Here is a 19,831-nt window from a genome sequence, read left to right on the forward strand (position 1 = left end):
GTCGAAATGCTTGACAATCGGGCAGGAAATGCGACATATGGGCCATCTTCGGGACAGGGGGGCGCGATGGAGTCAGATCGTATCAAGTGGGACGAGCGTTACAGCGGGACGGAGCATTTCTTTTCTTTTGGTCCGTCGCGGCTTCTGGCGAAGAGCTTGGAGCAGATCCTTACCCTGGTGCCGGGGAGGCGCGCCCTCGACCTTGCCTGCGGAGAGGGGCGTAACGCCATCTTCCTTGCCCAGCACGGTTTCCGGGCCTGCGGCGTGGATATCTCTCCCAAGGGGCTGGAGCGGGGCGTGCGCCGTGCGGCCGAGGTCGGGGTCACGGTGGAGTTTGTCGAGGCGGACCTTGACCTGTGGCGCCCGAGCGAGAGCTACGACCTGATCCTCAACTTCAACTTCCTGATGCGGGAACTGATCCCGAGCCTCATGACTGCGCTGACGCCGGGTGGCGTGCTTTTGATGGAGACCATCCTGGACGCGCCCGGGATGCCGGGAGAACACCGGAAGGATTTCTTGTTGCAGCCGGGGGAGCTCGAGCGGATCTTCGGGGCCTATCCGGGGAAGGTGCTGCTGCTTGAGGAGGATGTGGACGCCCCCGAGATGCCGGTGGCGCGGGTGATGTTTCAGAAGGAAGGTTAAGGCTGCGATCAAGGTTGAGCTAAGGGCTCCGTGCCCCCGCGGCAACCTCGATCGCGGTTCCGTTATAACTTATTTCGTCCCGACGTAGACCGTGGCGATGCCGCCGGTGAGGTCGAAGTGGTGCACGTCCTTGAACCCGACCTGTTGCATCATCCCCTTGAACTCGTCGCGGGAGGGGAACTCCAGCACGGAGTCGGGGAGGTACTGGTAGGCGCTGAAGCGGGAAAAGGCGCCGCCGATCTTCGGGAGCACCTTAAGGAAGTAGAAGTGGTACAGATCCTTGAAAACGGGCAGGGTCGGCGTGGAGAACTCGAGGATGACTATCTTGCCCCCCACCTTGAGGGCGCGGCGCATCTCGGTGAGCCCCTTGATGCGGTCAACGACGTTGCGGATGCCGAAAGAGATGGTGGCGGCGTCGAAGGTGCCGTCCTCGTACGGGATGTCCTCGCAGGGGGCGACCTGGAGCTGGATGCGCTGCGCGTGGCGCGACTGCTGCACCTTGACGCGCCCGAGTTCGATCATCTCCGGGGTGAAGTCAATGCCGACGATCTCGACGGAGGCGGGGGTCTGCGAGGCGATCTCCAGGGCGACATCGCCGGTGCCGGTGGCGACGTCGAGAACCTTGCCCGGTCCCTTCACACCGATCTTGCCTACCGCGAAGCGACGCCAGCGCCGGTCGATCCCAAGCGACAGCAGTCTGTTCAACAGATCGTAGCGCGGGGCGATGCTCCCGAACATGGCACGAATTCGTTCACCCTTCTCCGACAATGCGTACATTTTCCCTACCTTTTTCGTCCGTGAAATGCTATAAAATCTAGCCTCTTCCTCTGGGGGAGAGCCCAGCATAAGGCTTGATTCTTAACACAAAGCGCACCGGCATGCCAGCAAAAAGCGGCCGCTATCGCCTCACCGCCCATGCCCCGCCGCCGCACGCCCATCCGTCCGCGCCGCCCAAGGAGGCACCTGTTGTTCCCGCAAATCAGGCCCCAGGACATCGCTGACATCCTGATCATGACCTTCCTGGTCTATCAGCTCTACAGCTGGTTCAAAAACTCGAAAGCGCTTCAGGTCGTGATGGGGCTCATGTTTCTCGGTGTGATCTACTTCGTCACCAAGAGCCTCGGCCTCTTTATGACCAGTTGGATCCTGCAGGAGTTGGGGACCGTGCTCCTCGTCCTGCTGATCGTCGTTTTCCAGGCCGAGATCCGGCAGGCCCTTTACCGCCTGAGCCTTTTGCGCAACCTGTTCGAACACCAGGAGAGCACGGTCCGCCTGGACCTGCTGGAATTCTCCGCCACCATCTTCTCGCTCGCCTCGCAGCGCACCGGCGCCCTGGTCGTTTTCCAGCGTGAGGAACTCCTCGACGATCTCATCCTGCACGGCGTCCCCATGGACTCCCTGGTGAGCGGCTCCCTCGTGGCAAGTATCTTCATCCCCGGAGCGCCGCTGCACGACGGGGCGGTACTCGTCAAAGACGGCAGGGTGGCACTTGCCTCGTGCCACCTGCCGCTTTCGGTGAGCGCGGAAGTGCCTCAGCACCTGGGGACGCGGCATCGCGCCGCCTTAGGGCTGTCGGAGCGCTCGGACGCGGCGGTAGTGGTGGTTTCCGAGGAGCGCGGGGCGGTGTCTCTTGCCGTGGACGGGAAGCTCGAGGCGATACACTCGCAGGCGCAGCTGCACGAACGGCTCACCTCGCTGTTGCAGCCGCTGTCGCGCGAGGCGGAGCGGGTGGGGATCACGCGGCGGCTCTTCGCCAACTTCTGGCCCAAGGTAGCCATCTTCTGCGTCGTGGTGGCGAGCTGGTTTTTGATCACCTACCGTCAGGGAGAGATCCTGAGCGTCACCGCGCCGGTAACCTTCCACAACCTCCCGGAGAACCTGACCCTCACCCGCAGCTACCCCGACGAGATCGACCTGCAACTGAAGACCTTCTCCAATCTCGTCGGTTCCCCGAAGAATCTCGATATCGTGGTCGACCTGGACCTGGCCAAGGTGCACGAGGGGACCAACACCGTGCAGATCAGCAAGGACCAGATAAAGCTTCCGCCGGGGGTCGTGGTGGTGAACCTCGACCGGTCCCTGGTGCGCGTGACGGCCGAAAAGAAACAGCCCAAAGCGTCGGTTCGCAAGCGATAACTCCCTGAATGTTATGGCCATTCTTCCGATACGGAGGTAAAGGGTTGTCATAAAAGTTGACAGGGGGCGCCGATTGTTATATAAATCGACGCACCCGCTGTTTTTTCTAAAACAATGAAGGAGGACTCATGATAAGAAGCCTGAAGCTCTTGACCGTGTGCATCATCATGCTCTCCCTCCCTTCGCTCGCCTTCGCCGCAAAGACCCATCGCGTAAAAAAGCACGAAACCCTATATTCGCTCGCCAAGAAATACAACGTCACCGTGGAAGAACTGAAGGCCGCCAACAACCTGGTGGGCAACAGCGTCAAGCCGCGCGTGCTCCTGGTCATCCCGCCGCGCTCCGTCTCTGAAGGCAAGAGCGCATCCGCCGGCGATGCCAAGACGTACAAGGTGAAAAAAGGCGAGACCCTCACCCGCATTGCCAAGAAGACCGGGGTTTCCGTTGCCGAACTGAAGAGGCTCAACGGCCTCAGCAGCGTGAGGGTGAAGCCTGGGAAGATGCTGGTACTCAGGGAAAGTGCGCCTGCGGAAGAGCCGAAGGTCAAGGTAGCAAAGAAGCTCCAGCTGCGTCATCCGGATCTCTTCAACGAAAAGGACTACGAGCAGAGCCTTCAGGAGCTGGCCTCGCTCGAACCCGAACAGCAGGTCGACCTCGCCAAGAACGCCGAGTTGAAGGTGGACAGCCTGAAAGAGCTGAAGAAGTCGGCCTACGGCTTCCTCGGCACCCGCTACCGCTTCGGCGGCAGCTCCCGCTCCGGCATCGACTGTTCCAGCTTCGTACAGCACGTCTTCAAGGAACTGGAAGTCTCTTTGCCGCGCACCGCGCGCGAGCAGTTCGAGGTCGGCAACGCCGTGGCGCCGGGGGACCTGCAGAGGGGGGACCTCATCTTCTTCGCCACCTACGCTTCGTATCCCTCCCATGTCGGTATCTACCTCGGTAACAACAAGATGATCCATGCCTCCTCGCGCGACCGCAAGGTGGTGATCTCCTCCCTCAATACCTCCTATTACCGCTCCCGTTTCCTGGGGGCCAAACGCATCGCCAAGGTGAACCCGGAAGTCTTCAGGCTCGACGACCTGATCCTCGGTGTCGAAGAGGACAACTCCGACAACGCCATGGAAGAGGACGGCCTCTCCAGCAACTAGCCCCGTCCCTGACAAACATTCAACGAATCCGGCCCTCGGGCCGGATTTTTTTATGGACGCAGCATGAAGATACTCCTCGCCTATAAATGCCATCCCGAAGGGGCTGCCGACCCGTACACCTCGCTTCTGCCGGTGGGGCTTCTCTCCCTGAGCGCCGTCTTGAAGCGCGCCGGCCACCAGGTCACCCTGGCCAACTTCTCCTCCTTCTCCACCGAAGCTGTCCGCGCATTGATCCGCCGGCTCGCCCCGGAGATGGTCGGCATCTCCCAGTTCACCCACAACAGGAGCGAATCGGTAGCGCTTGCACGGCTGGTGAAGGAGATCCAGCCCAGGTGTTTCACCCTGCTCGGCGGGCCGCATGCGACGCACGCGTGGCAGGAACAGCTGGAGCGGTACCCTGAGATCGACGCCGTCGTGCTCGGGGAAGGGGAGGAGACCCTGCTCGAGCTCGTGGATGCCCGCGGTGAGGGAAGAAGTCTCGCCTCGGTTCCCGGCCTCGCCTGGCGCGAAGCGGGCAAGCCGGTCCGGACCGCGCCGCGCGGGGCGATCACCGACCTGGACGCGCTCCCTCTGGCCGCGGAAGAGCTTGGTGAAACGGTCGGCGTCGACTTAAGGCGCCAGCTCGAGTTCATCATCACCTCGCGCGGCTGTCCGGCGAGCTGCCTGTTCTGCTCCTCACCCCTTTTCTGGGGGCGCGGCGTGCGCTTTCGCTCCCCCGAGTCGGTGGTACGCGAGCTGCGCATGGTCAAAGAGCGTTACGGCCTCATCTACTTCTCCTTCCGTGACGACACCTTCACGGCCAACCGTTCGCGCGTCATGGAGATCTGCCGGCTCATCGAGGAGGAGCGCCTGCACATCCTCTGGAACTGCCAGTCGCGGGTCAACGCGGTGGACGAGGAGATGCTCGTCGCCATGAAGCGCGCCGGGTGCGAATGCATCCAGTTCGGCGTGGAATCCGGTTCCCCGGAGATGCTTAAGGCGCTCGGGAAAAGGATCCTACCGACCGACGTGGAGCGTGCCGCGGCGGCGGTGCGTCGTGCGGGGATCAACCTCTCGGTCTACCTCATCACCGGAATACCGGGCGAGGGGGACGCCGATCTGAAGGAGACGGTGCGGCTCATCGAGCGGATCAAGCCCCAGGACGGGCAGGTCTCCCCGCTTGTCTACTATCCGGGGACGGAGCTTCTCATGCGCGCCGTGCGGCAGCGCGAGGTCTCCGAGCACCTCTTCGAGGAGCGGGAAGGGGAAGGCTTTCTGGTGCGCCGGGACCCCTTCGTTGAGCGCTCCCGGGAGGCGATGCTGAAGGCGCTGGAAAAGGCCGGGGAAAAGGCCCCCTTTACCCGTGCGGAATTCGCGGCGCAACGCAAGGTGGTCGGGTACTCCTTCGTGACCGAGATGCTGGAGGCCGAGGCGCTGGAGCAGGAGGGGGGCTGGGACGGGGCGAAAACGATCTACCGCGGCATGGTACGCAAGGAGCCGGACAACCCGTGGGGATGGCTGCAACTTGGTGCCCTGCAGGGAAGGGAAGGGGATCTGGGGGGGGCGCTGCGCTGCTACGGAAAGCTGGCGCAACTGGTCCCCCGGCATCTGCCCGCCTGGCTCGCCCTGGGGGAGCTGGCGCTCGCGGCAGGCGACAGGGAGGCTGCGTCCAAACACTACGCCAGGGCCCTGGAACTTGCACCGGAGGACGAGGCCGCGCTGGAGGGGGCGGCGCTTGCGGCGCGAGGGCATGGCGGAAAACGCGGAAAACGGAAACAATAAAAAAAGGCGCCTCCTTTGCGGGGGCGCCTTTTTTTATCTGCTTTACCGGGAGGCCTACTTGTTGACGGCAAGGCCCGGAGCGAAGATGATCTTGTCGAAAGTGCGCTTCAGAGTCTTGCTCTGGAAGTTGATCATCGGCGGGGAATCCTGGAACTCGATGGTGTCGCCGACTTTCACCGGGGTCTGCATGGACGCAACCCAGATTTTCTCGCCTTTCTCTTCGATCTGTGCGTAGGTGTACCCGCCGGAGTCCATGGTTTCAAGGACTTTGCCCTTGTGGCCAGCGCCCGGTTTGACTTCCTGAGGTTTGAGCCCGGCATGCGGGTCGGTGCCCGGAGCTACTGCGGGCATCTGGGTTGCGGGAGCTGCAGCCGGTGCCTGTGCGGGGGCCTGCGGTGCCTCATCTTTTTTCTTGCAGCCGGCAGCTGCCACAGCAACGATTGCCAACATTACAACCAAAGTCTTCTTCACAGTTTCCTCCAAGTTGGATGGATTTAAGAAATGGACAGCGCTGCAAAAAATAGCATAACCGTCTCGGACTTTACAACTAAAAAAAGTCTGATATACCGCCCCTCTTTTCCCGGCTAGCGCCCGATGACAACCTCTCCCGTGTCGGTGATGAGGCGCGCGGGAAGCTCGAACACCCGCTTGAAGATATTGAAGACCCCCTTAGCAAGTGACTTCACCGGGACCGCGGTGACCTGGGGATCGTCGATGCGCCCTTTGGCCTCGAAATAGGTGGTGATGAGGCTCTTGTCCTTGCCGGTCAGGATCCAGCCGACGATGGGGATCTTGCTCACCACCTTGTCCACGGTCTGCAGCGGCTGGACCCCTATGTTCAGGTCCACTTCGTTTTTCACCAGGTCCATCTTGCCCACTGCCGATATGTTCATCGCGTTGCTGTCCAAAAACAGGTTCTGCGTCGACGCGATGCCGTTGTTGAAGCTGATGTCGCCGGTGATCCTGTTGAATGGCATCCCCCCAGAGACCATGTCCGGGAGTTCCCCCTTGAAGAGCTGCGAGAAGTTCAGGATCGAGAAGACCTTGGAGAGTGTCGAGAACTTCCGGATCGTGCCGCGCTCGATGCGTGCCTTCGCACTCCCCTGGACGCTCCTTTTCAGTTCCGGGCCGGTCTCGCCGCGCGCGGTCAGCTCGGCCTGCAGCGACAGCGATCCGGTCACCTGCTGTTTTTTCACCCCGAGAGCGTGCAGCAACCGGTCCGCGGAGACCTTTTGTGCGCTGCAGGACAGGGTGTGGCGCGGCTGCCCGCCGGTGAACTCGGTGCGCAGCCTGCCGGTCACCTCTCCCTCGAAGGAGGCGAACTCGAAGGGGAGCAACTGGAGCACGCGGTTTTCGTAGAAGACGCTGGTGCGCAGGTGCTGGAAAGGGAAGTCGTTCAGGGCGCCTTCCGCTGCGGTGACGTGGGCGCGGACCGTCACGCGGCTGTCGCCTCCCTGGTTGCCGCCGAAAAGCGGCAGCAGGTCGTCCGGGTCGAGATAGCCGGCGTTCACCTGGAGCTCGATTGCCGGGTGCTGCAGGTCCTTCACGCCCCCCTTCAACTGCAGCGAGCTTTTGCCCAGCGTGCCGGCAAGCGAGGCGATCTGCAGGGTGTCGTTGTGGTAGGTGATGCTCCCGTGCACACGCTCCACGCGGAGCGCCGCAGCGCCGCCGGCGTAACCGAGATCGGTCGGGTCGACCGACGGAGAGCTGAAGGTGATCTGCCAGATCGGGTTTTGCATCCCGGTGACGACGCCGCGACCGGAAAAGAGCGTGCTGCCGAGGCGCACCTGGAGCTGGGAGGTCTCGAAGCTCTCGCCGTTGATCTTCACCGTCCCGTTCACCCCGGTCAGCAATTTCCCCTTGTCCCAGGGCTTCAGGGTCACCCCGGCGAGGCCCACGTTGCCGGTCCAGAAAAGCCGGTCCATGTCGGGGCCGGCGGCGTGGAGGGCAAGCTGTACCTGACCGGTCGGGTGGTACTTCTTCACCATGGGGACGAGCTGTCCCACCTCCGTGCTCTGGAACTGGTTGGTCCGGATATCGAAGCTCACCGGGCCGTCGTAGCGGCTTAGCGCGGTGGCGGAGAGGGCGGCGGGGTAGAGCTGGTAGTTGAGGGCGTTTATGCGGAACTTCTCCTTGTCGAAGTCCATGCTGAAGGAGATGCTGTTCGGGCGTCCCGCCGGTTTGGCGACCAGGTCCTTGAAGGCGTAGGAGGCGGTGGTGAGGTCGCTGTCACCCGAGAGCCGGTACAGCGCGGTGGTCCCTTCCCCCTTGAGGTTCACCATGCCGTTCGTGGTGAACGAGGCGATCCCTTTTCCCAGAAGCCATACCACCTCGGGCTGTCTCGGCTGCACCTTGGCGGTGAACGGGTACTGGCATGGGTGGTTGAGGGGGTAATCGGTGATACGCCCCTCTAGCGACATGGGGGAGGTGCCGAAGCGGCCGGTCATCCCCTTCAGGAGGAAATCCTTGCCGGAGAGCTCCAGCTGCCCTTTCACGCCGGTGAAAACCGGGATCCCCGAGCCGTAGTTCACCACCCCGTCCTCGACGTGCGCCTTGATGTAGAGGACGTTGTAGTTCTGTCCCCGTTCCATGTGCAGGATCTGGCTTACCCGGCCGTCCAGGCGCCCCTGGTCCAGTCGATACACGCCGCCTGTGATCTTTTGCTCGATGAAGTGTGAGGTGTCGTCGACGATGATCCCGTAGGGGATGTACTGCCGGTAGTTGCGCAGGTTGAAGCTGTTCGTGGCGGCTTCGGCGGTGATGCGGATATCGCCGGAATGAAGGTCGGAGAGCTTCACCTTGCCGTTTATCTTGAAGCCGTCCAGGTCGACTTTCACGTGGTCGATGGCGAGGTCGCGGTTGCCAAGCTCCAGGGAACAGGAGCCTTTGAAGAGCTTCGGGGTGAGCCGGGCGTGGAACACCTGCGGGTAGTCGAGGTTCAGCCTGGTGAAGCGGTATTCCGTTTTCGCGGTGAAGGCGTTCAGGCGCCCCTTTATGCTCGCCTCGAGCGCCAGTTCGCCGGCCAGGCTCTTGAACGGCACGAAGCGGCTGTAATAGGGCCAGAAATGCCCGACGTCGACCGGGCCGGTCTTGATCTTGCCGTGGATCGGCATCGCCGCGAGGGAGGCGCCGGCTGCGGGGATCTCCGCGACCCCGGAGAGCTCGATGGGGACCATGGATCTCCCCGAGGCGAGCTGCCCTGCGAGCTTGAAGTCGCAGTCCTTGCCGCGGATGATGCGGCTTAGCTGCAGGTCGGTGTCGGAGAGCTCGGTCACCACCGGCTGTTCGGAAAAGGCGTAGTCGGCGAACCGGATCTTCGCCTTTTTAAGCTCGACGCGCCGGATGCCCGGGGCTTCGCCGCCGCTTGGTGTGAGCATGTCGGAGATGTTGAAAACCCCCTGGCGGTCGCGCCAGAGATGGACGACTGGGCGTTCCAGCTGGATGCGGGAGAGCACGAGCTTGCCGCTTAAAAGCGGCAGGATGGCGATGCGCACGGTGAGCCGGTCGGCGCTCGCGAAATCGGAGCTGCCGTCCTTCTCCTTGATGGTGACGCCGGTGAAGGTGAAGGCCGGGGTGAGGCGGACGGTGAAGGCGCCGGACTGGTACTGCAGGTCACGTTTCAGGGCGCTCTTTACCTGCGCCAGGATGTCGGCCTTGTAGGTGTCGAGATCCAGCAGCCGGGGAAGAAGGCTCGCCGCAAGTACCGCGATGGTGAGTATCGTTGCGATGAGCGGCAGGAGCCACGAGCGCACACGTTTAAGCGTCATATCGATATCTCCGTGACGGGAAGCGGCGGCAGTCCCCGCACCGTCCTCGGGTCCAAATGGTGATGGCTGACTCGATGGCCTGCCTCTAAGCGTCGGCCGGCAGCTCGATGATGAAGCGGCTTCCCTTCGGGTGGTTCTCCTTGGCACGGATGAAACCGTGGTGGTCGGAGATGATGGTGTTCACGATGGCAAGGCCGAGGCCGGTGCCGCTCTTCTTCCTGGAGAAGTACGGCTCGAAAAGGCGCGGCCTGTCCTCGGCGGGGATGCCGTGGCCGGTATCGGAGACGGTGAAGGTGGCCATTTTGAGCGTGCTGTCGTAGCAGGTGGCGAGTTCGACCTCTCCCTCTCCCTCGATGGCGGCGACCGCGTTGTCCAGGAGGTTGATCACCACGCGCTTGATCTGGTCACGGTCCAGCATGATCGGCGGCATCTTCTCGTCGGCGTTGAGCGAGAAGCGTATGTGGCGGTGCCCCTCCTCGTAGAGGGTGAGCGCCTCCTTCAGGATGTCGTTCAGGTCGTTTGGCTTCGGCACCGATGCGGGCATCCGGGCGAAGTTGGAGAACTCGTTCACAAGCCCCTTCAACTCGTCCACCGACTTGATGATCATGGCGGTGCACTGGTCGAAGACCTCTTCCTCCCCCTCGAAGCGTGATAGATAGCGCTTTCTGAGCCGCTGCGCCGAGAGCTGGATCGGGGTGAGCGGGTTCTTGATCTCGTGGGCGATCCTTCTGGCCACCTCGCGCCAGGCCGCCATCCTCTGGGCCTTGATCAGGGAGGTCAGGTCGTCGAGCACCACCACCATCCCCATGAAGGCGTCGTTCTCATCCTTCAGGACGGTCAGGTTGGTGAGCAAGGTGAGCTCGCCGTCGCGCATCGGGATGGTCACCTGGCGCACGATGGAGTCGTGCTTTTGGAGCACCATGTCGCGCAAAAGCCCCTTGACGATGTCCAGGTGATCCGGCTGCAGCACCTCGCGGAAGTTCTTGCCGTTCACCTTCTCGGTGTTGATGAGCAGTAGTTTTTCGGCCGACTTGTTCACCGTGGTGAGGAGCCCGTCCTTGTCCACCGAGATGATGCCGGCGGTCACGTTGGCGAGGACCGCCTCCATGTAGCGGCGCCGCTGCTCCAACTCCGTGTTGCTCTTTTGCAGCTCCTCGTTGGTGTGCTGCAGGGCGAGCTGGTTCGCGCGCAGGTCCTCGGTCATCCGGTTGAAGGAGGCGATTAGCATGCCGATCTCGTCGCCGCTTCCCTCCCCGAGGTGCACGTCCAGGTTCCCCTCCGCCACCTGGCGGGTCGCCTCGGCAAGTTCCTGGATCGGGATGGTGAGGCTGCGGGCGAGGTACACCCCGAACCAGACCGCGAGGAAGACGATCACCATGGTGATCAGGAAAAGGGTGAGGATGTAGCCGGTGGCGATCGGGTGTTTGAGGATCTTCAGCTGACGGAACTCGTGGTACGAGGCGGAGATCTCACGCATCTTCGAGACGAGGGAGTAGGGGACGTAATAGTTTACGACGATGACGCCGACGACATCCTTGTCGTTGAAGTTGCTACGGATCGGCACGATGCCGCGGATCAGGTCCGCCTTGCCGATCGCGTTCACCCGGGTGAGCTTCTGCCCGGCGAGCCCCACGTTGATGTCCTCGGAGGAGGGGTTGGTGAACTCACTCAAGGGGAGCTTCGGGTTCGCGGCACGGAAGAGCTCCTCGCGCTGCGCCGAGAAGACCTCGACGACGCCCAGGTTGTATTCCTCCTGTTTCTGGCGCACCAGGGCCTTCAACTTGGGCAGGTTCTCGTCGTTTAGGAGCTTTCTCTCCTTGATGGTGTCGCTGATCTGCTGGCCGTAGTAAAGGGAGTTGGCCGCAGAGGTCTTGTAGTAGACCTGTGCCACCTCCATCGACTCGTTCAGCGAGGTCTCCACCTGTTTGTTGAACCAGTTCTGGATGCTGTTGGTGATGAAACCGGCCGACACGAAGAAAAGGAGCATGGTCGGCACGAGCGAAAGGGTGACGAAGGCGAGCACGAGCTTCGTGCGCAGCTTCGACCCCGGCGTGTTTTTGCGCCGCTCGATGAACAGCTTGGTGATGTTCCTGAACACGAGATAAACGAGGAGGATGATAAGGAGGATGATGACGTTGATGATGCCGAAGATGACGATGTTGCTTACCATCGGCACCTCTGAGGAGAGGCGCGACAGGTGAATCTCGAAGTAGGTGAGCAGGACGATCAAGAGCAGCGACACGACGACGATGACCGCCTCGCGCTTTCTCTTTCTGATCTCGCTGGGGGAAAGATCGCTTCCCTGGCTGTGCGGGGGAAGCCCTCCTTTTTGGGCAGACATCGGCATCAGGCCACTCTATACGAACGGGCTAGGGATTTCAAGCACTTCGACGCGGCGTCGGAAACGAGAAAAGCAGCTCCCGTAAGGAGCTGCTTTCTTTTTATCTCGATCTCGATCCGACCCTCGGTCCGCCTCTAGGCCTCCAGCCAGGAAAGCTCCGGCAGGGCGATGTTGAAGGGGGCGTTGAAGGCCTGCGGAGTGAACTCGATCAGGGTGTAGCAGTCCGGACGCTTCAAAAGCTCCATGACCAGCTTGTGGTTCAGGTCGTGCCCGGACTTGGACGCCTTCACGTGACCGATCAGGCGGTGACCGGCGAGCGACATGTCGCCTACGGAGTCAAGGATCTTGTGACGCACGAACTCGTCCTGGAACCTGAGCCCCTCGGGGTTCAGCACCCCTTGGTCGCCGATGACGATGGCGTTGTCCAGCGAGCCGCCGAGCGCCAGGCCGTGTGCCTTCATCATCTCGACTTCGGCCAGGAAGCAGAAGGTGCGCGCGGAGGCGAACTCGTCGGCGAAGTTGCTCTGGGTGAACTCAAGCGAACGGGCCTGGCTCTTTACCGCCGGGTGCGGGAAGTGCAGGTCGAAGGAGATCTTGTAGTGGCGCGAGGGGATGATGGACGCCTTCTTGTCCCCCTCGGTGATGGAAACCGGCTTCTTGACCACCAGGTACTTGCGCGCCTTCTTCGACTCCTTCACGCCGGCCTTGGCGATGGCGGCCACGAAGGGGGCGGCGGAGCCGTCCATGATGGGAACCTCCGGGCCGTTGATGTCGATGTGGGCGTTGTCGATGCCGCAGCCGTAGAGAGCCGCCATGAGGTGCTCGATGGTGGAGACGGTCGTCTCGCCGTTGCCGATGGTGGTGTTGAGCTTCGTGTTCACGACGTTCATCGCGTGTGCTTCTATGGAAACCGCCGGGGTGAGGTCAACCCTGTGGAAGACGACGCCGGTGCCGGGATCTGCCGGGCGCAGCGTGATGGTGATCGTCTTGCCGGAGTGCAGGCCGATGCCGCTGAAGGTTACCTTGTTCCCCAAAGTCTGTTGGAATATCATCTGCTTGCTCCTGATAGTCAGTATGCTTACCATCAAGCAAGTTGTGCGCCAAATCGGCCGCCGCGCTTCTCATTGGAAAAAAGCACGCTGCTACGGTCTTGTAGACGGGATCGTTTCGAGGAGGGGGCGGGAAAACGGGTGTGGTAAAAATGCGCCTGTGGTGTCAGTGCAACGAGCGGTGTGGCGTTTTTGCTACAGTCTGCCGGAGCGGAGGATGGCGATCATCCACCAGATGCCGACCAGGCCGGCGCAGGTGTAGCCGAAGAAGGCGAAGGCGGGAAGCCCCCAGAGCATGGGGCCGCGGTTTCCCTGCATGGCGATGGACGAGCCGATCAGCAGGGCGGCGATGATGAGGGAGAGGCAGAGCCGGTTCGCCGAACGGTCCAGCTCCTTGGAGAAGCGGTCCAGGCCGCGGTGCTCCAGGTCGATGCGGAACTTGTTGCGGTTTACCTTGTTGAGGATCTCCTTCACGTCGCGCGGCAGGTTGCGGGCGAGGGTGAGGTACCCCTCGATCCCCTGCTCGACCTCGTGGAACAGGCGCCCCGGGGAGCGCTGCCGGCGGAACTCGCGCTCCAGGAAGGGGCGCAGGTGCCCCACCATGTCGAAGTCCGGGTCGAGCCGGCGCCCCATCCCCTCGACCACCACCAGCACCTTCACCAGCATGGTGAGGTCCGGGTGCACCTTGATGCGGTGCGTGGAGATCAGGTCGATGAACTCCATGAGCATGCGCCCGACCTCGATCTCCTTGAGCGGGATCTCGAAATAGCTGTCGATGAATTCGGCGAGCGCCTTCTTGAGCGCCTGCATGTTGACCGTCTCGGCGGCGTCGCCCGCCTCCACGATGACGTAGGCGAGCCCCTCGACGTCGCGGTTGATCACCGCCACGAGGACATCGGTCAGGTAGCGTTTCACGGCGGGGTCGAGCCTTCCCACCATCCCGAAATCGAGGAGGCAGATCACGTTGTCCTTCAGGATGAGGACGTTGCCGGGATGAGGATCGCCGTGGAAGAAGCCGTGCTCGAGCACCATCTTCAGGAAGACCCTGGCGCCGCGCGCGGCGATCTCGCGGCCGTCGAGCCCCGCCTCCTCGATGGCCAGGGTGTCGCTCACCTTGATCCCTTCCACGTACTCGGTGGTGAGCACCCCTTTCGAGGTCGCCTCCCAGTAGACCTTCGGGAAGTAGAGGGTCGCGTCCCCCTTGAAGTTGTCCCGGATCTTCTCGATGGCGTGCCCTTCGCGGGTGAGGTCCAGCTCGCGCCTGATGGTGTAGGAAAACTCGCGCACCACCCCGACCGGGTCGTAGATGTCGCTGCGGGCCATGTGGCGCTCCAAAAGAAGCGCCACCCCCATGAGGATGTCGATGTCGGTTTCCACCGCCTCGACCACACCCGGGCGCCGCACCTTCACCACCACGTCCTCGCCGGTGACGAGCGTGGCGCGGTGCACCTGCGCGATGGAGGCCCCCGCGATCGCCTCCGGCTCCACGTACAGGAAACGCTGCTCGAGCGGGACACCAAGCTCGTGCTCGATCTGCTCTTTGATCTCCTCGAAGGGGAGGCACGGGATCTTGTCCTGCAGATGGGTGAGCTCCTGGACGAAGGAGGCCGGGATGATGTCGGCGCGGGTGGAGAGAAGCTGCCCCAACTTGATGAAGGTGGTGCCGAGCTCCTCGAGGGCCAGGCGCAGGCGCTCCGGCGCCGACAGGTGGGCGGCCTTCGGGGGGCGCCGTCTGAGGACCCGGCGTGAGAAATCGACCACCTGCCCGAGGTTCAGGTACTCGAGCAGGTGCCCGAGCCCGTAACCCCCGATGACGGTGATGATCTGGCGGTAGCGCCTGATGCTCCTGACGTTGCGGTTTATGTTTACTATCCTAAACACTCATCCTCCGGCTGCGAGGTGACGCTCTGGGCCTGCAGCGCCTCGAGTGTCTTCACACGCCGTTCCAGCTTTTCGAACTCCTCCCGCGACACCATCCCCATCCGGTCCAGCGCCTTTTTCACTTCGGTCTCGGCCATCTCGGCACTCTTTTGTTGCCCGGTGCGCGCCATCTCCTGGATCCGATCAAGGAAAGCCCGCCCTTCCTCCTCGCTGATCTTGTAGCGCGACTTCATCTCCTGGATCATCTCCTCGCCCTTTTTCTGGGTGATCGCCGCCGCACCGAGAGCCGTCAGCACTGCCTTCTCGAACAGTTCGAACATGGTACCCCTCCTCTGGCATCTGTAGTGGATCGCCTTACTCATAGGCGCCAATTAATGATACCGGCGAGCCATCCATTGTCAAACTTGCACGTCCTTGACATCACTATGTTTCTCGCGGATACTCGCAGGCTTAGTCCCATTAGAAGGTGGAGCCATGCAGAAAAAAAAGGCGGTGACCATAAAGAACGTGGCGCTTATCCTCATGAAGCGGGAGCTGATCAGCCACGAGCAGTTCGAGGAGCTCATGCAGAAGGGTGAGGCGCAGGGGCACCGGCTGGCCGGGGCGCAGCAGGCGGGGTATTCGCGCCGGCTGCAGCAGGGGCCGGGAAAGCCGTCTCCCGCCGAGGTCATCGCGTCGCTCAACCTGGAGATCCCCGGCTCCAGCGGCAGGCTTCTCACCGAGGACGCCATCACCGAGGTGCTGGCCGCCGCGGTAGGGATGCCGTACATGAAGATCAACCCGATGAAGCTCGACCTGGACGTGGTGACGGCGCACATCTCGCGCCCCTTCGCCCTGCGGCACATGATCGTCCCGGTGGGGAGTGCCGACGGCGTGGTGACCCTCGCCGTCGCGGACCCCTTCAACGACGAGGTGGTCGAGGAGCTAAGGAGCATCAAGCGGCTGGAGTTTCGCCGCGTGCTCGCCTCGCGTAACGACATCCTGAAGATCCTGAGGGAGTTCTTCGGTTTCAGGGCGTCGGTGCAGGCCGCCGAGAGCGAGGTCGCCGCCTCCGTCGATCTCGGCAACCTCGAGCAGTTCGTTCGCCTTAAAAGCGGGCACGAGATCGAGGGGACGGACCGCAACATCATCTCGGCGGTCGATTTCCTGCTGCAGTACGCCTTCGACCAGAGGGCGAGCGACATCCATATCGAGCCCAAGCGGGAGAAGTCCCTGGTGCGCCTGCGGGTGGACGGGGTGCTGCACAACGTGCACGTGGTCCCGAAGCAGTTGCATCCCCCCATCGTCTCACGTATCAAGATGCTCTCCCGCATGGATCTGGCCGAGAAAAGGCGCCCGCAGGACGGCAGGATCAAGACGAGCCATGACGGCCGGGAGGTGGAGCTGCGCGTCTCGACGCTTCCGGTCGCTTTCGGAGAGAAGGTGGTGATCAGGATCTTCGACCCCGACGTCCTGATGCAGGAGCTGGACACCATCGGCTTCTACCCGAGGGAGTACCAGCTCTACAGCTCCTTCCTGCGCCGCCCGAACGGCATCATCCTCGTCACCGGTCCCACCGGCAGCGGCAAGACAACGACGCTCTACTCGTCGCTTAGGACGCTCTCCTCGCCGGAAGTGAACATCGTGACCGTCGAGGACCCGATCGAGATGGTGATGGAGGAGTTCAACCAGGTAGGCGTGCAGTCCGGGATCGGGGTGACCTTCGACAAGGTGCTGAGAAACGTGCTCAGGCAGGACCCGGACATCATCATGATCGGCGAGATAAGGGACAAGGAGACGGCGGAGAACGCGGTGCAGGCGGCGCTTACCGGGCACCTGGTGCTCTCCACGCTGCACACCAACGACGCCACGTCCTCGGTGACGCGCCTTCTGGATCTTGGCGTTCCCTCCTTTTTGATCTCCTCCACCGTGGTTGGCATCATCGCGCAGCGGCTTTTGCGGAAGATCTGCCCGGCCTGCAAAAAGGAGCGTCACCTGAGCGCGGAGGAGGCCGAGTACCTGGGGCTCAAGCGCACCCCCGCGGTCTGGGCGGGCGAAGGGTGTCCCGAGTGCCGCGGCACCGGCTACAAGGGAAGGACCGGGATCTTCGAGGTGCTGGACGTGAACGAGTCGATCAAGGCGGTGATCGCCGAGCGGATGGACCTGGGCGAGTTGCAGGGGGCCGCGCGTAGGGATGGCCTGGTGACCCTGCGGGAGCTTGCGGTGAGGAAGATGCTGGAGGGTATCACCACCTACGAAGAGGTCATCGCGGTGACCGGGTAGGGGCGCCCCAGTAGCGGCTGCCAGCCAGTCAGACCAGTCCGACCAGTCCGACCAGTCCGAACAGTCCGACGCGGCGCCTCAGGTGCCAAAGGAGAAACCATGGAAAACAGTTCCACAGAACCTGCCACCCAAACCGCCATCTTTGCCGGCGGCTGCTTCTGGTGCATGGAGCCGGTCTTTGACAGCATCCCCGGCGTCCTCTCGGTGATGCCCGGCTACAGCGGCGGCTTTCTCCCCAATCCCAGCTACCAGCAGGTCTGCGAGGGGGAAACCGGCCACCTCGAAGCGGTGGAAATCGTCTTCGACCCGGCGCGGGTGAACTACCGCGAACTCTTGCGGATCTTTCTGCGCAACATCGATCCCACCACCAAAAACAGGCAGTTCTGCGACTACGGCCCCCAGTACCAGACCGCCATCTTCTACCTGGACGAGGAGCAGCGCAGGGCTGCGGAGGAGGCGAGGGATGATGCGCAACGCACTAACCTGTTGGGGGCGCAGGTCTTCACGGAAATCCGCCCGGCCTCGGACTTCTACCCGGCCGAGGAGTACCACCGGCAGTACTACAAGAAGAACCCGTATCACTACCAGCGCTACCATGACGGATGCGGCCGCAACTGGCGCCTCAAGGAATTGTGGGGCGAAAAGAAGGGATAAGCTGGAACCCCGCTCCAGGTGCGCCTATCGGCGGCGGGCCACCTTTTCAAGCGTCTGCTGCAGGTCGCTGCAGCGGTACGGCTTCACCACCGCGGCGCAGAAGCCGTACTCGGCGTAGCTCGCCATGACCGGGTCGTTAGAGTAGCCGCTCGATACGATCAATTTCGCTTTCGGGTCGAGCTCCAGAATCCGCTGCGCCGCCTCCTTTCCCCCCATCCCCGCAGGTATGGTCAGGTCCATGATGGCCGCCGCGAACGCCTCTCCCCCCTCGAACGCTTCCCGATAGAGCCGCACCGCCTCTTCGCCCGTGCCGCAGGTCGCCACGCGATAACCGAGGTACTGCAGCATCTCCTGCGCCAGGGTCCTTATCGGCTCTTCGTCGTCCATCACCAGCACGCTTCCCCCGCCCCCGCCGCGAGGCGATGCGGGCTCCGCCTGCGCTTCCTGCTCCGGCGCGGCTTCCCCCGCCGAGGGGAGGTAGAAGGTGAGCGTGGTCCCCTCGCCCGGTGCGGAATCGACCTCCACCTTGCCGCCGTGCCTGCTGACGATGGAGTGGACCGAGGCGAGCCCGAGGCCGCTCCCTCCGGGCTTCGTGCTGTAGTAGGGATCGAAGATCTGCTTCTGCTCCTGGTAAGGGATGCCGCACCCCTCATCGGTGAAGGATACCTTCACGTACTCCCCCGCCGGCAGCATCATGGGGTTCTCTTCGGGGAGCGGGACATTTTCCGCCCGCACCGAAAGGACGCCCCCTCCGGGCATGGCCTGGCAGGCGTTGATGATCACGTTGCTGAAGGCCTGGTTTATCTGCCCCTCGTCCGCTTCGATGGCGTGCAGGTCGGCGGGAAGGTCCACTTTGGTCTGCACCTTGGTGCCGTGCAGCGCGAGGGAGAGAGATTCCTGCACCAGTTTCGCGACCGATACCACCTTCTTGATCGGCTGTCCCCCCTTGGAGAAAGTGAGGAGCTGGTGCGCGAGCTCGGCGGCGCGCTGCGACGCCTTCTCGGCGTTCTTGATCGGACCCAGGGCCGGGTGGTTTCCCTCCAGCATCAGTTCCGCGAAGGAGAGGTTGCCGAGGATCCCGGTGAGGATGTTGTTGAAGTCGTGTGCGATGCCGCCTGCCAGGACCCCCAGTGACTCGAGCTTCTGGGCCTTCAGGATCTCGCTTTGCATCGCTTCCCACTTGGTGATGTCGGTGAAGGTGAAAAGGATGCGGTGGTAAACCAGGCGGGTGTTGAGGATGACGTGCCGCAAGGTGCCGTCGATGCAGGTGATCTTCGCTTCGATGGGGGCGAGGACGCCGCTCTCCAGGGTCTCGCCGATCCCGGTGCGCCAGGCCCCGAGAATCTCGTCGCGGTAGGAGGGATCCGGAAGGGCCCGCTGCATGAGCTCCTCAAGGGTGGGGCGGTCGGCGGAGACGAAGCCGAGCCAGTCGCTCACGTAACCGTTTACGTACTCGATGATGCCCGCTTCGTTGGCCCACGCGACCCCCGCCGGCATCTCCTCCATGAGCACCTTGAGGGTCTCCTCGTTCTGTCTGAGCGCCTCCTCGATCTCCTTGCGCTTCGTGATGTCGCGCACCAGCACGATGATCCGGTCGATGCCGCCGATCTCGGCGCGGCGCAGGCTCACCTCGGACCAGAACAGGGAGCCGTCCTTTTTCCTGCTGCGCCACTCGAAGGTCTGCGCCGTCCCTTGGGCCGCAAGCTTCAACAGGCGCTGCGCCTCCTCTTCGGAGTAGGGGGGCTCACCGAGGCTCAGCTGCTGCAGCGTGAGGTTTAGGGCCTCCTCTTGCGTATAGCCGAACATGTCGCACATGGTCCGGTTCACGTCGACGAGGGCACCGGTCGCGGCGTCATGTATGAAGAGGGCATCGTTGACGTTGTGGTAGATCGCCTGGAAGCGCGCCTCGCTCTGCTCCAGTTTCGTCATCGATTCGGCGAGGCGTCCGGTGAAGCGCCCGATCAACTGGTAGAGCAGGAACGAGGTGACCAGGATGAAGAGTAGCCCCTTGTAGACCTCTATCTTGTCGGCGAGGTGGCGGTCGGTGACCAGCCAGATCAGGGCATACCCGGAAAGGTAGATCCAGGCGCTGCCGAAAAGGGCATAGACCCCCACGATCTTGTGGATCTCGCGTTGCTGGCTCTTCTTGATTGCTCCCCGCATGCGTGCTCCCGCCGGAAGGCGTCTGGC

At 62.6% G+C, this 19,831-nt stretch carries 14 protein-coding genes; 6 read left to right on the forward strand and 8 right to left on the reverse strand.

The annotated features are described in order from the left end of the window. Positions 1-66: 66 nt before the first annotated feature. Positions 67-642 carry a class I SAM-dependent methyltransferase gene (locus E8L22_RS20635; RefSeq protein ID WP_136526996.1) on the forward strand — a complete coding sequence of 192 codons (576 nt, stop codon included), beginning with the start codon at positions 67-69 and terminating at the stop codon, positions 640-642. A 69-nt stretch (positions 643-711) separates the two neighbouring features. Here E8L22_RS20635 and ubiE read toward each other — a convergent pair whose 3' ends face one another. Next, a complete protein-coding gene (gene ubiE / locus E8L22_RS20640; protein ID WP_135872934.1) occupies positions 712-1,419 on the reverse strand; it encodes a bifunctional demethylmenaquinone methyltransferase/2-methoxy-6-polyprenyl-1,4-benzoquinol methylase UbiE in 708 nt (235 codons plus the stop codon). Positions 1,420-1,608: 189 nt separating this feature from the next. Between ubiE and cdaA the strand changes: the two genes are divergently transcribed. The 3 genes from cdaA to E8L22_RS20655 all read left to right on the forward strand — a co-directional run bounded on the left by cdaA (position 1,609) and on the right by E8L22_RS20655 (position 5,687). Beyond that, complete coding sequence (gene cdaA, locus E8L22_RS20645) at positions 1,609-2,778, forward strand: diadenylate cyclase CdaA (RefSeq protein WP_136526997.1); 1,170 nt, start codon at positions 1,609-1,611, stop codon at positions 2,776-2,778. Between the two features lie 128 nt (positions 2,779-2,906). Beyond that, positions 2,907-3,926 (forward strand): C40 family peptidase, encoded by a 1,020-nt coding sequence (locus E8L22_RS20650; protein ID WP_136526998.1) that lies wholly within the window; start codon positions 2,907-2,909, stop codon positions 3,924-3,926. Between the two features lie 63 nt (positions 3,927-3,989). Further along, positions 3,990-5,687: a B12-binding domain-containing radical SAM protein gene (locus E8L22_RS20655; RefSeq protein ID WP_136526999.1), complete on the forward strand. Its 1,698-nt coding sequence runs from the start codon at positions 3,990-3,992 to the stop codon at positions 5,685-5,687. Positions 5,688-5,741: 54 nt separating this feature from the next. Here the strand turns inward: E8L22_RS20655 and E8L22_RS20660 are convergent, their stop codons facing one another. The 6 genes from E8L22_RS20660 to E8L22_RS20685 all read right to left on the reverse strand — a co-directional run bounded on the left by E8L22_RS20660 (position 5,742) and on the right by E8L22_RS20685 (position 15,045). Next, complete coding sequence (locus E8L22_RS20660; RefSeq protein WP_136527000.1) at positions 5,742-6,158, reverse strand: hypothetical protein; 417 nt, start codon at positions 6,156-6,158, stop codon at positions 5,742-5,744. Between the two features lie 113 nt (positions 6,159-6,271). Then, positions 6,272-9,454, reverse strand: coding sequence for a YhdP family protein (locus tag E8L22_RS20665; RefSeq protein WP_136527001.1), 3,183 nt, complete (start codon positions 9,452-9,454; stop codon positions 6,272-6,274). An 85-nt stretch (positions 9,455-9,539) separates the two neighbouring features. Next, entirely contained in the window at positions 9,540-11,801 is a 2,262-nt protein-coding gene (locus E8L22_RS20670) for a sensor histidine kinase (RefSeq protein WP_136527002.1), read from the reverse strand. 128 nt (positions 11,802-11,929) lie between these two features. Next, entirely contained in the window at positions 11,930-12,847 is a 918-nt protein-coding gene (lpxC, locus tag E8L22_RS20675; RefSeq protein ID WP_136527003.1) for a UDP-3-O-acyl-N-acetylglucosamine deacetylase, read from the reverse strand. 192 nt (positions 12,848-13,039) lie between these two features. Continuing rightward, entirely contained in the window at positions 13,040-14,725 is a 1,686-nt protein-coding gene (locus E8L22_RS20680) for an ABC1 kinase family protein (RefSeq protein ID WP_136527004.1), read from the reverse strand. Next, positions 14,713-15,045 carry a phasin family protein gene (locus tag E8L22_RS20685; protein WP_136527005.1) on the reverse strand — a complete coding sequence of 111 codons (333 nt, stop codon included), beginning with the start codon at positions 15,043-15,045 and terminating at the stop codon, positions 14,713-14,715. The genes E8L22_RS20680 and E8L22_RS20685 overlap by 13 nt, the downstream gene beginning before the upstream one ends. A 154-nt stretch (positions 15,046-15,199) precedes the next feature. Here E8L22_RS20685 and E8L22_RS20690 point away from each other — a divergent pair, with 154 nt between their 5' ends. Both E8L22_RS20690 and msrA read left to right on the forward strand, forming a co-directional pair. Beyond that, on the forward strand, positions 15,200-16,987 hold the full coding sequence (locus tag E8L22_RS20690) for a GspE/PulE family protein (RefSeq protein ID WP_136527006.1): 1,788 nt from the start codon (positions 15,200-15,202) through the stop codon (positions 16,985-16,987). Between the two features lie 99 nt (positions 16,988-17,086). Further along, the gene (msrA, locus tag E8L22_RS20695; RefSeq protein ID WP_136527007.1) at positions 17,087-17,641 is read left to right on the forward strand and encodes a peptide-methionine (S)-S-oxide reductase MsrA; all 555 of its coding nucleotides are present in this window, start codon (positions 17,087-17,089) and stop codon (positions 17,639-17,641) included. A gap of 24 nt (positions 17,642-17,665) precedes the next feature. On the opposite strand, the gene E8L22_RS20700 is transcribed toward msrA, so the two are convergent. Further along, positions 17,666-19,804, reverse strand: coding sequence for a hybrid sensor histidine kinase/response regulator (locus E8L22_RS20700; RefSeq protein ID WP_136527008.1), 2,139 nt, complete (start codon positions 19,802-19,804; stop codon positions 17,666-17,668). Positions 19,805-19,831 lie beyond the last annotated feature (27 nt).

It is taken from the genome of Geomonas ferrireducens, from assembly GCF_004917065.1.
In the GTDB taxonomy this organism is placed as follows: Bacteria; Desulfobacterota; Desulfuromonadia; order Geobacterales; family Geobacteraceae; genus Geomonas; species Geomonas ferrireducens.